This window comes from Sorangiineae bacterium MSr11367, assembly GCA_037157805.1.
GTDB classification, from domain to species: Bacteria; Myxococcota_A; Polyangia; order Polyangiales; family Polyangiaceae; genus Pendulispora; species Pendulispora rubella.
In genome coordinates, this window is sequence record CP089983.1 from 10,148,043 (window position 1) to 10,162,744 (window position 14,702).

Genomic DNA, 14,702 nt, shown 5'->3' on the forward strand with positions numbered 1-14,702 from the left:
CGATTAGCCGCCGTGCTTGCGCTGAAAGGCGGGGACGTCCCAATCCGTCTCGAAGGCGGGGAAGCTCGAGCTGCGCTCGGCGCGGCCACGCGAGTCGGGCGCCTCGGCCCAGCGCGCATCGCGACGCGTATCGGGCGACTCGCGGAGCGGGAGACGGCTTTGCGGCGCCGCCGAGGGCTGCTGGTATGTCTGCGCGTGTTGGGAAGGTGGCGCGCGCCGCGAGACCGCGGGAACGTGCTGCTGCGGCTCCGGGTAGGCCGGCGCCTGCGGGCGCATCGACGGATACGCCGGGGCGCGCATGTTGTAGCTCGAGTCGCGCAGTTGGTGCGTCGGAATGGGCTGCGGCGTGGAAAGCTGGCCGCGGGCAGCAGCTTCCTGGAGCAGCGCGCGGTCGGCCACGTCGAAGCCGGTGGCGATGACCGTGACCTTCACGTTCTCGCCCAGCGACTCGTCGATGCTCGAGCCGAAGATGATGTTCGCGTCCTCGTGCGCCTGCTCTTGCACGAGCGAGGCCGCCTCCTGGATTTCGCGCATCTTCAGGTCCGGGCCACCGACGATGTTGATCAGGATGCCCGTCGCGCCCTCGACCGAGATATCGTCGAGCAGCGGCGACGTAATGGCCATTTCGGCGGCCATGCGGGCGCGGTTTTGGCCCTTGGCGATGCCGGTCCCCATCAGGGCGCGACCGCGCTCGCTCATGACCGTCTTCACGTCGGCGAAGTCGACGTTGACGATGCCGTTCTGCGTAATCAAATCGCTGATGCCTTTGACGGCTTGATACAGAACTTCATCGGCCTTACGGAAAGCATCGATGAAGGTCAGATCTTCGTCGCCCAGCAAAAGCAATTTCTGATTCGGAATCGTAATCAGCGTGTCCACGTGCTCGGCCAGGCCGGCGAGGCCGACCTCCGCGCGGCGTGCGCGCTGGCGTCCCTCGAAGAGGAACGGCTTGGTCACCACGCCGACGGTCAGGGCACCTTCCTCCCGCGCGAGCTGCGCGATGACCGGGGCTGCGCCCGTGCCGGTGCCGCCGCCCATGCCGGCGGTGACGAAAACCATGTCCGCGCCGCTGATCAATTCCTTGATCCGCTGCACGTCTTCCAGCGCGGCTTTGCGCCCGCGCTCGGGATCCGCACCGGCACCGAGACCCTTGGTCACGTTGTTGCCGATGTTCAGCTTGGTGGGCGCGAAATTGGCATTGAGCGCCTGCGCGTCGGTGTTGACCACGATGAACTCCACGCCCTCTAGGCCGAAGTTGATCATGGTGTTGACCGCGTTCCCGCCGGAGCCGCCGCAGCCGATGACTTTGATGCGCGCCTGGTACTCCTGCTGCTCGTCCGCGAACTCGATCGAGAAACTCATCGCCGTCCTCCCGTGGACCATCGCGGCCCTAGCGGTCTGCCTTCATCGTGAATCCGTCACTGCGGTGGCGAGCGCCTCTTCTCGTTCACCGCCGGATTCGTGATTTTTTCAATCTAAGGAATCAATCGAACCGGATACAAATTCTTGGTGCTTATTTATCGGCCTACTTAGAAAGCCTGCTTGATCCACTCCCAAAGCTTGGACTTCTCCGCGCGCGGGAGGGTCATGACGGCCGCGTCCTTGGACGGTTTGGCCGCGCCAGACTGCACCCGCATCATGGACTGTGCCGGCGGAGACGCCTCGCGCACGGCGGCCTCGCTCATGACCTGGGCGCCGTACTTCACCAGCCCGACGCCCGTGGCGTACTGCGGACCGGCGATGAGCTGCGTCAGGCCGCGGACCCCGACGGGGTGGCCGATGCGAACCGGCATGCCCAGCACCTCCTCGGCGAACTCGGTCATGCCCTCGAGGAGCACCGCGCCGCCGGTGAGAACCGCGCCGGCGGAGAGCTGCTCGATGAGGCCCGTGTCCTCGATGCGCTTGCGCACGACGGCGAAGATCTCCTCGACGCGCGGCTCGACGATGTCCGAGAGGACGCGGCGGGAGACGCGGCGCGGGGGGTGGCCTCCGACGCCGGGAACCTCGATTTCCTCGTCGTCCGCGACCATGCGGCCGAGCGCGCAGCCCGAAAGCCGCTTGAGCCGGTCGGCCTCGGCCATGGGGGTGCGAAGCCCCGCGGCGATGTCGTTGGTGATGTTGTTGCCCCCGACGGGGATGACGCTGGTGTGCGCGATGCCGCCGTCGACGTAGAGCAGGATGTCCGTGGTGCCGCCGCCGATGTCGATGACCGCGGCGCCGATTTCCTTTTCGTCGTCCGAGAGGACCGATTCGGCACTGGCGAGCGGCTCGAGGACCACGTCGGCCACGGCGAGGTTGCAGCGCTCGGCGCAGCGAATGACGTTTTGGACGCAGGTGGTGGCCGCCGTCACGAGATTGACCTTAACGCCGAGACGCACGCCGCTCATCCCGATAGGATCGCGGATGCCGTCCTGCGTGTCGACGACGTACTCGCGGGGGAGCACGTGGAGGATCTGGCGATCGGCATCGACCGGGATGGCCCGGGCGCCTTCGAGGACGCGCTCGACGTCGGCGCGGGTGACCTCGCCGCCGGCAATGGCGGCGACGCCGTCGGACACCATGGAGCGAATGTGGCTCCCGGCGACGCCGGCGTAGACCGTGCGGATCTCCACACCGGCCATGGTCTGGGCGCTCTCGATGGCGTCCTTGATGGATCGCACCGTCCAGTCGATGTTGGACACGATGCCCTTGCGGAGGCCGCGGCAGGGAACCGAGCCCACGCCGAGGATGGTGATGCCATCCTCGGCCACCTCGCCCACGACGGCGCACACCTTGGTGGTGCCGACGTCCAGCCCGACGACGATCTCTCCGTTGGAAAGCGGGGTGCTCATGACACCCCCTGCTTCATCATGCCCGTCCGGTTTGGGCCAAATTTTTGATCGGCCGGACATAAGGGAAAGGCGTAAAAGGAGTGCGATGTCCCAGATAACCCTTCTCCCCGAGCCGCCGCGAGGCTTCGAGTCCACCGCGAAATATGCGATTCGACCGCGCGAAAAGCGGGCGTTTCACTCGGTTCTCGAGGCGAGGCACGTGGTCGACACCGACCCGGCACGTGGAAGCGTGGTGGAGTTGACACAGGATGCCGACGGGGTGCTCTTCGCGGCCAAGCAGCCCATCTTGGGCGGCCAAATCCACGAGGAGATTCGCTTTTCACGCGGCAGCAGCGGGCTTTTGACGAAGTCCATGTCGCGCCGGATGCTCGACAAAGAGGGGCGGTGCCTGCGCGAGGAGGGCGTCTCCGAGTTCCACCATCAAGCGATGCCGCTGCCGGAGGCCGCCTACCCGGAGGTGGCCCTTCCCTTCTGCCTGGGGTGGATGCCGCTCGATGGCAAGCGGCGAAGCGTGTACGCGTGGATCAACGACCGGTTCGTGGCAAAGGTCTACGTCGAGACCGCAGGCCGCTCGCGGCTGTCGCTTCCTATCGGAGCGCGCGACGCGGTCGAGGTGATCTTCTACCCGGACTTGAACGACTGGATTGCGCTGGGCAGCGTGCTAACGCGCCTGGCGAAGCCGTTCATTCCGAAATACTACATGTGGGTCGAGCCCGAGGCTCCGTACCGGCTGCTGCGCTTCGAGGGGCCGTATGGACCGCCCGGAGCACCGGAAATCACCCTGGAACTCGCCTCCGTTTCGACGAAGTGATTCCATCCGGGCCATGCGCCTGTTTGCGGCGGCCTCGCTGGTCGCGCTCGTAGCCTGTTCCCCTTCCACGCCTTCCAGCTCTGCAACGCCGGCGCCCCGGGCCGCCGAGCCGCCGCGGTCGGCGGCGTCCCCGGTGGCGACGCCGCAGGTGTCGAAGTCTTTGGGGCTGGTGGGGGACATCGCCGTGGCGTCGTATCCGCCGTCGGGCTTCGAGCGGCTCACCGCCGAGCAGCGCGCCCTGGCCTACCACCTCGCGAGCGCGGCGCTGGCGGGCGACGTGATTTTCACGATGCAGACCTCGCGCTTCGCGTGGCCCGCCCGGCAGGCCGTGCAGAACGTGTTGGCCAAACGGGACAAGCTCGAGCCGTCGGTGCGCGACAAGCTGCTCGAGTACCGGCGCTTTCTGTTCGTGCACCATGGGCTGCACGACAAATCGACGGGGGCCAAGTACACGCCGCCCATCGCACGGGCGGAGTTCGAGAAGGCGGCGCATGCGACCGGTGTGAGCGTGCCGGCGGATCTGCTCGCGGCGATGTTCGATCCCAAGGTGCAACCGGCGCAGGTGAACAAGTCGCCGGGCGTGGGCAAAGATCCCATCGCGGAGAGCGCGTCGAACCATTACGAAGGCATCACGAGCAAGGATCTGCACCTGTTCCAGGAGCAGTACGAGCTCAATGGGCGCTTGGTGAAGCAGGGCGGAAAGGTCGTCGAGCAGGTGTACCGCTCCGGGGACGCGAAAACGCCGGCGGGGCTGGCCGCGCCCGAGTTGAAGCGCGTCATCGAGCACCTGCAGGCTGCGAGCACACTGGCGCCGGCGGCGCAAAAGGAGGCGCTGCGGCACTTGGTGAACTATCTGGCCACGGGGGAGCCGGAGGAGTTTCGCAAGCACGACATCGCGTGGGTCGCGCAGACGTTTCCCGTGGACTACATCTTGGGCTTCATCGAGGTGGCGCTGGACGTGCGCCAGCGCAAAGGAAGCTTCGAGGGCTTCGTGGCCATCGCCGATCCGCAGCACGATCCACAGCTGCAGGCATTGGCGCGCGAGGCAGCGTACTTCGAGCAGAAGCTGCCCACGCCGAAGGAGTACAAGCGCGACGTGTTCCGCGTGCCCGCCGCCGCCGCGGTGAGCGTGCTCGCGGCGACGGGCGAGGCGGGGTTCTTCACCTTCGGCGGGGTGAATCTGCCGAACTCGCAGGAGATGCGCGAGACGCACGGCTCGAAGAACTTTATCAACGAGAGCAGCGTCACGGCCTTTCGCGAGATGCGCGAGGCGAAGATGCTCGACGAGTTCGTCGTGCCGGAGGCCCGCGCCGAGGTGCGGCGGTGCTCACCGTACTTGATCGACGCGGCCATCGGATTCCACGAGGTCACGGGCCATGGCTCCGGGAAGGTGAGCAGCACCTTGCAGGGGGATCCGGCCAAGCTTTTGGCGCCCTACTACTCCGCGATGGAGGAAGGGCGCGCCAACTTGGTCGCGAACTACCTCGTGGGCGACCCAAAGACGGTGCAGATCGGCCTCTTGCCCGACGCACGGTGCGCACGCGTGTACCCCACGCTCGAAGAAGCGATGACCCTGGAGTTCCTCTCTTGGGTCCCCGAAGGCGATCGCATCGAGGAGGATCATATGCAGGGCGCATTCATTCGCCTGGGCATCTTCCTGGAGAAAGGCGTGACCAAGGTCGAAGAGCGCAACGGGAAGATCTTCTTCACGGTGAAAGATCCTGAAGCGTGGCGCCGCGCTGCGGGCGAGCTCTTGACCGAGCACCAACGCATCAAGGCGACCGGCGACAAAGCCGCGATGGCCGCCTTGGTGGAGAAGTACGGGTCACGATTGAACACCACATGGCGCGATCAAGTCATCGCGCGCGTGAAGAGCCTGAACCTGCCGCGCGCGCTGGCCACGGTGCCCCCGGTGCTCACGCCGATTCGCGACACGAAGGGTCAAGTGGTCGACGCGAAGGCCGAGCAAGTGACGTCACTCGATGCCTACCTCGACGTGCTCGAGGGGTCGTAGGACCTCACGGACAATGGATGGTTGAACCGACGCCGGGGAACCATTGAATGGAACCTTTCTCCATATAGACGATGGCTCCGTCAGCCCCATACGGCTTCTCGTCACTCGTGGGTGCACCACAACGGTCGGAGTTTCGGATCGTCTTGTACGTGTCGTTGATCGCCCCCCAAACGGCGTACGTTCCGGAGTGACTATAATAGATGCTGCCCCCACCGAAGAAATCGTTGTAAGCACCATCGGGCACGGGTCCCAGTTTTTCCTGGTCCGTCGTTGGATATCCGTAGCCCTCCTCGTATCTCATTGCGCGGAATTTATCGTGGATAGCGCCGTGAACCTCCCTGGCGGCCGATCCGTCCCAGTAAATACGCCCCTTCGTGAAGGGCTGGTAAACCAAATTGGGATACTTCGACGCCCCCGGCACGGCATCGCCCGTCGGCTGCCCAAGCACACCGTACTCGCCACCGCGATCGAGGTCTCCAAACTTCATGCAGATTGCGCCAAACACGTGGTATTTCTGAACACCGTTCTCGTAATAATAGTGATCACACAGTCGCGGGTCGGCGCGTAGCAAGTCCGTGAGCCACCTGCGCTCGACCGAGCCATGTTCGATGGTGTCCTCGGCGACCATCCCCTCGGTGTAGCCGTTCCACGAGTTGAACATGATGCCCTTGATGCCGTGACCTTTGAATTCGCTCTGGGCGTTGCGCCATCTGTCGAATACGGGAGAGCTCGTTCTTCCGGTGTCGCCGAACATGACGTTGATCTCCCATGGCTTGCTGCAGTCGAGGTGCGGCTGTCCGAATACCTTCGTGGCATCGTATCCCGGGCTGACGTCGAGGTGGACGGGGACGCCGGATGCGACCCAAGAGGACAACGCAGCCTTCTTTTCGTCCGCGATACGCTTCATGACCACATCGTTCTCATTGGCGTACACCGAGTACCGATGCTCCCCATTGACAATCTCGTGATGGATGCGATTCGCGGGATCGGCGCACCCATACTCCTTCGCAATACCGAACGACAGAATCTCCGTCCCGAAACCCTGCAGGGCGAGGAAGCCCGTCGTCTTCGTGACAGGGCTATTCGGTTTGAGATCGATAAATCCCCCGGGCTTGTTCTCTTGCCATGTATCGAACATGAATCCGATATCTTTTCCTTTCGCAGCAAACGCGCGGCGGATGCCTTCGAACGCATTGGCGACGTCGACATCGGTTTGCCCGGGCTTGTATAACTGACTCGGGTGGTTGATATGAATCGCGTACCGCGCTTTCCCATCGCGGTCATAAATTCGTGCCCAAGTCGATTCCAACCTGTCCCCAAAAAGAACAAACAACTCTTCGATTCTTTCAATAAAGGCCGTTGGATTCGCAATAACATTCTGTTGATCGAATGTAGTTACCGCCCGAGTAGGGCACGTGTTTCGCCAATCCCCCGTTTCCGTTCCATATTGATTGGTGGGTGGCCCGTCCACGCAATTCTGCGTCCCTTCCAGGGCTGGAAGGATCAACAGACCCGCATCTTTTGCTTCTTTTATTAGGTACCCGAATGCCACCTGGGTACTGTCGGAGAAGTGGCCAGAGGTCACATATTTTCCTAGATAGGGAGCGGTCAGGACATTGATTCCCGTGTCCTTGATGCTCTTCATCGTGGCCGGCCGCGAGCTCGGCGTCTTCGTCCACCAATAGTCTTGCGAAGGATTGGACGATCGAACGGTATGCAGGTTTGTTTCGTAAGGCATATTGCCTTGAAAGAAGTACGTCGCCTTCACTGGCTCGTTATCCAGTGTGCCTCCCGCGAGCAATCCCCACGAGGGCGCCGGCTCGAGCGCTGAGGTTTGCGACTCCGATGAGGAATCCGTGTTCTGTGAACTGCATCCTGCGGCAACGACGGCTGCACACAAGAAGATAAGGGGTATTCTCATTCACCCGTCATAAGCTAGCGGCGCAGGCAATGCACGTCGCGGGCGCCTTGCTGGACGTTGGTCGCGACGTCACGAATTTGTGGATCGAGCTTCCACGAGCCGCGACCACTGCGGCTAACCGGAACTAACCCGAAAACTCGGCCATGGCCGCGGCGATGGCGTTTTTCAAGTTGGTGTGGCACGCGATGTCGCCGAGGTCGGCGCCGATTTCGACGAGGGCCTTGGCGACGTTGGGGCGGATGCCGCTCAGGATGACCTCGGCGCCGAGAAGGCGCGTGGCGTGGGCGGCGCGGACGATCATTTCTGCGAGGGAGGCGGTGACCTCAGTGACGCCGGTGACGTCGACGATGGCGACGCGGGCCCTCTGGTCGATGATGCCGGTGAGCAACGACTCCGTGATGCGGTGAACGCGCGCTTCGTCGAGAGCGCCGATGAGGGGCATGACCACGATGAAGTCGGTGATGGGGATCAGCGGTGAGGAGAGCTGCGCGAGCATTTGCGATTGCGCGCGGATCAACTCCTCCTGCCGGATGCGCTGCTCGATGGCCTCCTTGCGATCCGTGATGTCGCGCGCCACGAAGACGACCGAGTCTTCGGTCATCGGCGAGACGGAGCCGGAGAACCAGATATTGCGGCCGGCGATCGGCAGCGCATACTCCTCGAGGTAGACGACCTGCCGCGTCTCCAACGCACGCAAAATCGGCGGAAGAAACTGCGCCTCCGCCTCGGGGCCGATGGCCTCGCGGATGGTGCGGCCCACGAGGTCGACCGAGGGGGCGTACAGCAAATCCGGCGCGGTCGGAGCCACCTTGATGTAGCGGCCCTCGCGATCGAGAACCAGGACCACGTCGGTCATCGCGCGGAAGATCGCGAGAAGCTCACGCTCGGAGGCGCTGAGATCCGTTCGCCCGAGCCGCTCGATTTCGGCATCGCGCTCACGAAGGCGCTCCTCGAGATCTGCGATGCGGCGCCGCAGGCGGGCCTCTTCGCTGTCGGAAGAGTGATCCATCGGGATGGCCCGAGGGTATCACTAGCGCATCCGGACCACCACGCGTTCGGGCCGGGCGTCGTTGTCGAGCATGATGGCGTCGGCCCTGGCGCCACGGCGATCGAGTTCCGCGAGAACGCGCACCGCTTGATCGAGTTTGCGGCGAAATGGCGGGTCGCCCAGGTTGAGTTGGAGGGCGTTTTTGCCGACGATCAGCGTGGTCGACCCATCGCGGGCCAGGTGGATTTCCTGCAGACGGGCCCGTTGCGCAAGGGGACCGTGCTCGTAGTCACCCGCGAGGTCGAGCGCGCGCCGGATCGATTGCGCGACCCCCTCGCGATCGTCGGCGACGGCCTCGGGCGTGATGCCCGTGATGATGGGGAGATCGCTCGGGTCGCCCGGCTCGATGCGCTTGAAAATTTCGCCGCTGCGCGTGCTCAAGTAAAGGTCGCCCAAGGCGACGAGCGCCACGGCCTCGCGCTCGGCAATCTGGATGATGACGGTACCGGGAAGGCGCCGGGCGAGCGTGGCCTCGCGCACCCAAGGATCCTGGGAGAGGCGGGTGCGTGCCTCGTCGAGATCCACGGCGAAAATGTTCTGGGCTTTGGCGACGCCGGCCTCGGCGGCCACCGTCTCCGGCGTGCGGGATTTGGCGCCGACGATCTCGATGTCGGTCACGGCAAAGCGCGGGCTGTGGGTGACGTAGTGCCGCGCGGCATAGGCCACGGACACCGACACCCCGGCGACCAGCGCGAAGCCAGTGATGCCCTGCAAAGCGCGGAACAAAGCCCCGCGCGGGCGCTTCGGCGGCGGAGCGCTGCCTTCTTCGAGCTCGGGTTCCTCGGGCTCGGTTTCGAACGCGTCCTCGGCGTCGGCGAGCTCCATGACGTCGGGCGGAAGCTGCGGCTTGGCAACGCGGCGGTTGGTGGGGTTTACCCCGCTCATGCGCCTCCTTTGCCAAGCGCAGCATGGAGCTCGCGGGCGCTGGCGTTGATGTCGCCTGCACCAAGGGCAATGACCAGGTCGCCCGGCTCGACGAGATCGAGCAGCTCCGCAGCGATTTGCTTCTTGTCCGGCACGTAGCGCACGGCATGGTGGCCGTGGGCGCGGATGGCGTGGGCCAGCGATTCACCGGTCGCGCCCTCGATGGGCTGCTCGCCCGCGGCGTAGACGTCGGTGACGAGGAGCAAATCGGCCTTGTTGAAGGCGCGGGTGAACTCTTCGAACAGCGAGTGCGTGCGCGTGTAGCGGTGCGGCTGGAAGGCGACGACCACGCGGCGATCGTCGAAGCCGCGCTGCGCAGCATCGAGCGTGGCCTCGATTTCGGCCGGATGATGGCCGTAGTCGTCGATGATCAGAACGTCGCCACGGCGCCCGCCCTTCTCGAGCGCCGGTTGGCCGACGACCGTGAAGCGGCGCTGGACACCGTGGAAGGACGCGATGGCATCGCGCGTGACATCCAGCGGGATCTCCAGCTCGTCGGCCACGGCGATGACGCTCAGGGCATTGAGCACGTTGTGAGCGCCCGGCATGCGCACGGTGAACTCGCCCAAAGTCTGCCCGCGCCGCTGGCAGTCGAAGCGCGTGGCGAGGCCCTCGAAGCGCAGGTTGCTCGCGCGGTAGTCGGCCTGCCGCGAGACGCCGTAGGTGACGTGGCGCCGCGAGATGCGAGGAAGCACCTCTTGCACGTGCGGATGGTCGAGGCAGAGCACCGAAAGGCCATAAAATGGCGTGCGATTCGCGTACTCGACGAACGCCGCCTTCAGGTTCTCGAAGGTGCCGTAGTGGTCGAGGTGCTCGGGATCGATGTTCGTCACCACCGCGATGGTCGGGGTGAGCCGCAGGAACGACCCATCGCTTTCGTCGGCCTCGGCGACGAAGAGATCGCCCGCGCCGAGGCGCGCATTCGATCCGAGCGCGTTCACCTTGCCGCCGACGACCACCGTGGGATCGAGCCCCGCCGCCCGCAGCACGGTGGCCACCAGCGACGTCGTGGTGGTCTTTCCGTGGGAGCCGGCGATGGCCACGGTGTACTTGACGCGCATCAACTCGGCGAGGAGCTCACCGCGCGAGATGATCGGGATCTCCAGGGCCCGGGCCCGCGTGAGCTCGGGGTTGTTCCACTGGATCGCGCTGGAGTGCACCACCACGTCCGCGCCTTCGACGAACTCCGGGGCGTGCCCTTCGCGAAAGGTGACGCCCAGGCTCTCGAGGCGATGCGTGATCTCGTTCGGCTTGCGATCCGAGCCGGAGACCTCGAACTCCATGGTTCGCAGGATCTCGGCGAGGCCGCTCATGCCGATGCCGCCGATGCCCACGAAGTGGACGCGCCGCACGCGACCGCGGAACATCAGTGCGTCTCCGGGATGCGGCGGTAGTTGCCGGTGCCATTGGTCGTGCGTGCGACGCCGTTGGTGACGACCTTGGGCGCGGGCGGTGCGTTCGCCTCGACGTGCCAGCGTCCGAGGCGCAGAAGATCCTCGGCGACCAGGCGCGCGGAATCGGGGCGCCCGAAGGAGCGTGCCGCCTCGGCCATGCGGGTGCGCGTCGCGTCGTCGCGAAGCAGGCGCGCGACTTCGGCCGCCAAGCGTGTGGCATCGGCCGCTTCCTGCCGGATGGCCAGGCACCCGCCGGTGCCGGCCAAGACGGCCGCATTTTTGGCCTGATGGTCATCGGCGGCAAAGGGGAACGGGATGAGGATCGCCGCGCGTCCGATGGCCGAGATCTCTGCCACGGTGCCCGCGCCGGCCCGCGCAATCACGAGATCGGCCCCCGCGATGGCCTCGGCCACGTCGTCGATGAAGGGAACGACCGTGGCGCAACCGACCTTCTCGCGCTCGTAGGCATTGCGCACGAGGAGCTCGCGATCGCGGCCCGATTGGTGCACGATTTCGAGCTGCGGGAAGTCCTTCAGCAGGCGGCCCATGGCCTCCGGCACGCGCTCGTTGAGCGGCGCCGCGCCCTGGCTTCCGCCCAGGACGAGAACGCGCGCCGAGGAGGATGCGCGGTACGGAGCACCGTGAAATCCCTTGCGCAAAGGCACGCCGAGGATGCGCACGCTGGAGGCGCGCACGGTGGGCGGGATCTTCGGCAAGCCACCCTCCGACTCGACCAACGCCAGGTAGGCGCGCTGCGCGAACGGCGCGGCCACCTTGTTGGCGAGGCCCATGGCGGCGTTGGGCTCGAAAATGGCCAGCGGGATGCCCAGCATGCCCGCGGCCAAGGCCACCGGGCCCGAAGCATAACCGCCCACGCTCAGCACCACGCGCGGCCGCAAGCGGCGGAGCAGCGAGACCGCGCGCACCGTGGCCACGGCCGCGACGCCCGTTCCGCGTGCGGCGCGCAGGACGCCACCGCCCTTGATAGGCTGAACGTCGAGCAGCTCGAGCCGGTGCCCGGGCGGTAGGGTGATGCGGGACTCGAGCCCCTTCGCGGTGCCGACGAAGGTCACCTCGACCTCCGCGAGCTCGCTCGCCGCTGCCGCAATGGCCAGCGCGGGGAACACGTGCCCGCCCGTACCGCCTCCTGCAATTACGATTCCTGGTTTCGTCGTCTCACCTGCTGCCATCGGCTCCACCTTGTCGCGACACGCTCAGCAGGATGCCTGCAGCGGCGGCGTTCACCAAGAGCGACGAGCCACCAAAGCTCACGAACGGCAAGGTCAGCCCTTTGGTCGGCAGAATGGCGAGCGCCACCGCCAGGTTGACCAGGGCCTGCACGCCGAACATCGTGGCAATACCGAACGCCAGGTAGCTGCCGTAGTCGTCGGGCGCCCTCAGCGCGGCGCGGATGCCGCGGAGCACGAGGAGAAGGTACGCGCCGCACAGGAGGGAGATGCCCACGAAGCCGAACTCCTCGCCGATGATGGCGGCCACAAAGTCGGTGTGCGCCTCGGGCAAGTACAAGGTTTGAAGCCCGCGCCCCAAACCGAGGCCCCAGGTCTGCCCGGAGCCGAACGACATGACCGACTGATACGGCTGGTAGGCGATGCCCTCGCGGTACTGCACGAGGTTCTCGAAGGCGAGGTAGCGCGCGTAGCGGTACGGGCTGAATCGGATGGCCGCCACGGCGAACATGGCGCCGAGGATGGAGGCGCCCATGATGTAGCCGAGCTTGGCCCCCGCCACGAAGAGCAGGGTAAACGTGAGAAGCAAGAGAACGATGGCGCTGCCGAAGTCGGGCTGCTTCATGCAGAGGACCATGAAGAGGCCGGCGATGATCAAGTGCGGCAGAAAGCCGACGGTGAACGTCTTCACGCGATCGGCCTTTTTGGCCAGCGAATAGGCGAGCCAGGTGACGATGGCCAGCTTGGCCATCTCCGCGGGCTGGACGTGCACGGGACCGATGGCTAGCCAGCGCGCGGCACCACCACCGCGATGCCCGAGGCCGATGACGCACATCGTGAGCAGGATGCCGACGCCCGCGAGCACGGGGTACGTCAGCTTGTAGAGGCGATGGTAGTCGATGCGGCTCGAGAGAAAGAGCACGGTGAGCGCGGCAATCGCGTAGAGGCTCTGACGCGTCAGATAGAAGTGCGGGTTCTTGTAATGCAGCGTCGCATCGACGGCCGAGGCGCTGTACACCATGATCACGCCGAAGCCGATGAGGGCGACGACGACCGCCGCGAGCACGGCATCCATCGGCCCCGAGGCCTTGATGGCATTCGGGATCGCATCGAGCGGCGCGGCGAGTTGCACCTGGATGCGCGTCCGCATGTTGGCGGGCGGCGCGACGGAGCTGCGCATGCTGCCGGCTTCGACCCTCATGGCGCTTTCACTCCTTGCGACAGGCGGTTCACGGCGGCCACGAACTCGTCCCCGCGGTGCTTGTAGTCGCGGAACATGTCGAGGCTCGAACACGCGGGCGAAAGGAGCACGGCGTCGCCCGGCTGCGCGAGCTCGAAGGCGGCGCGCACGGCGGCGTCCATCGTGGTCTCGAGCGACGGCGCGGTGGCGATGCGGCGCACCGGCAACGCGCTTCCCACCGCGTTGGCGATGGTCTCCGCCGCCTCGCCCAGCACGACGACGCCGCGGCCCTTGGAGCGAAGCACGGATACGAGCGGATCGTAGCTGCCGCCCTTCTCGCGCCCGCCGGCGAGGAGAACGACGTTGGACTCGGGCAGACCGCGCAGGGCAGTGACGGAGGCGCCCACGTTGGTGCCTTTGGAGTCATCGTAGAAGCGCACGCCGTTGATTTCGTCGACGTAGGCGGTGCGGTGCGGAAGGCCGGAAAACTTCGCCAAAGCGTCGCGGATGCTCTGCGCGGGGATGCCGAAGGCGCGCACGGCGGCGATGGCCGCGGCGATGTTCGTCGCGTTGTGGCTGCCGACCAGCGCGATCTCGCTGCGCGTGTACACGTGGCCGTAGGTGCGCTCGATGATGGCCTTGGGCGTAACGTCGACGTCCCCGCCCGGGCCGAAGGTGCGCACGGCGGCGTCGCCGCGACGCGCTTCGTGCCAGCAAATGTCGTCGCGGAATGGGATGACCGCCACGTCCTCCTTGGTCTGCCGCACGAACGCGTTGCCCTTGGCGTGCGCGTAGTCCTCGAACGAGGGGTACCGATCGAGGTGGTCCGGCGTGACGTTGAGCAGAATGGACACCTTGGGTTTGAACGTCTCCAGGCGCTCCATCTGGAAGCTGGATACCTCGAGCACCGCGATGTCGAACGCGTCGTCCACGTAGTCGCTGAGCGGCTCGCCGAAGTTGCCGCCCACGAAGGCGCGCGTGCCGTGCTGCTCGAAGATGGCGCCGATGAGGGCCGTGGTCGTGCTCTTGCCGTTGGTGCCGCCCACCGCCACGACGGGGACGCGCGGCGGGAGGGCCTGCACCGACAGCTCCACCTCGCCGATGACCCGCAGCCCGGCCGCCATGGCCGCATCCAACTCGGGAAACGACGGGAAGCCGGGCGACGTCACCACCAAGTCGACATGCTCGATGGCCGCCGCCGGGTGCACGCCGGCCAGGACGCGCACCCCGTTGTCCTTGAGTTTTCGCGCGTCGTCGGACAGCGCGTCCCACGGTTTGGCGTCCACGGCAGTGACCCCTGCCCCGCGGGCCAGGCAAAGACGTGCGGCGGCGCAGCCACTCAGGCCGAGGCCCAGCACGGCGACATGCTTTCCGGTCAGGTCGAGCACCGGG

11 protein-coding genes are annotated in these 14,702 nt (G+C 65.8%); 2 read left to right on the forward strand and 9 right to left on the reverse strand.

Translation table 11 applies throughout. From position 1 onward, the window contains the following. Positions 1-3: 3 nt before the first annotated feature. On the reverse strand, positions 4-1,362 hold the full coding sequence (gene ftsZ / locus LVJ94_39075) for a cell division protein FtsZ (protein WXB02898.1): 1,359 nt from the start codon (positions 1,360-1,362) through the stop codon (positions 4-6). Between the two features lie 167 nt (positions 1,363-1,529). Then, positions 1,530-2,831 carry a cell division protein FtsA gene (ftsA, locus tag LVJ94_39080; protein ID WXB02899.1) on the reverse strand — a complete coding sequence of 434 codons (1,302 nt, stop codon included), beginning with the start codon at positions 2,829-2,831 and terminating at the stop codon, positions 1,530-1,532. 85 nt (positions 2,832-2,916) lie between these two features. Here ftsA and LVJ94_39085 point away from each other — a divergent pair, with 85 nt between their 5' ends. Then, positions 2,917-3,642, forward strand: a complete 726-nt coding sequence (locus tag LVJ94_39085) for a hypothetical protein (protein WXB02900.1) — start codon at positions 2,917-2,919, stop codon at positions 3,640-3,642. Between the two features lie 13 nt (positions 3,643-3,655). Then, positions 3,656-5,656, forward strand: a complete 2,001-nt coding sequence (locus LVJ94_39090; GenBank protein WXB02901.1) for a dipeptidyl peptidase 3 — start codon at positions 3,656-3,658, stop codon at positions 5,654-5,656. Positions 5,657-5,660: 4 nt separating this feature from the next. On the opposite strand, the gene LVJ94_39095 is transcribed toward LVJ94_39090, so the two are convergent. The 7 genes from LVJ94_39095 to murD all read right to left on the reverse strand — a co-directional run bounded on the left by LVJ94_39095 (position 5,661) and on the right by murD (position 14,698). Beyond that, positions 5,661-7,424 (reverse strand): hypothetical protein, encoded by a 1,764-nt coding sequence (locus LVJ94_39095; GenBank protein WXB02902.1) that lies wholly within the window; start codon positions 7,422-7,424, stop codon positions 5,661-5,663. Between the two features lie 277 nt (positions 7,425-7,701). After that, complete coding sequence (locus LVJ94_39100; protein WXB02903.1) at positions 7,702-8,586, reverse strand: PAS domain-containing protein; 885 nt, start codon at positions 8,584-8,586, stop codon at positions 7,702-7,704. A gap of 21 nt (positions 8,587-8,607) precedes the next feature. Next, entirely contained in the window at positions 8,608-9,510 is a 903-nt protein-coding gene (locus LVJ94_39105) for an FtsQ-type POTRA domain-containing protein (GenBank protein WXB02904.1), read from the reverse strand. Then, positions 9,507-10,916 (reverse strand): UDP-N-acetylmuramate--L-alanine ligase, encoded by a 1,410-nt coding sequence (gene murC, locus LVJ94_39110; GenBank protein ID WXB02905.1) that lies wholly within the window; start codon positions 10,914-10,916, stop codon positions 9,507-9,509. Before murC ends, LVJ94_39105 begins: the two co-directional genes overlap by 4 nt. Further along, the gene (murG, locus tag LVJ94_39115; GenBank protein WXB02906.1) at positions 10,916-12,133 is read right to left on the reverse strand and encodes an undecaprenyldiphospho-muramoylpentapeptide beta-N-acetylglucosaminyltransferase; all 1,218 of its coding nucleotides are present in this window, start codon (positions 12,131-12,133) and stop codon (positions 10,916-10,918) included. Before murG ends, murC begins: the two co-directional genes overlap by 1 nt. After that, positions 12,120-13,331, reverse strand: a complete 1,212-nt coding sequence (gene ftsW, locus LVJ94_39120; protein WXB02907.1) for a putative lipid II flippase FtsW — start codon at positions 13,329-13,331, stop codon at positions 12,120-12,122. Before ftsW ends, murG begins: the two co-directional genes overlap by 14 nt. Continuing rightward, the gene (gene murD, locus LVJ94_39125) at positions 13,328-14,698 is read right to left on the reverse strand and encodes a UDP-N-acetylmuramoyl-L-alanine--D-glutamate ligase (GenBank protein ID WXB02908.1); all 1,371 of its coding nucleotides are present in this window, start codon (positions 14,696-14,698) and stop codon (positions 13,328-13,330) included. The genes ftsW and murD overlap by 4 nt, the downstream gene beginning before the upstream one ends. Positions 14,699-14,702 lie beyond the last annotated feature (4 nt).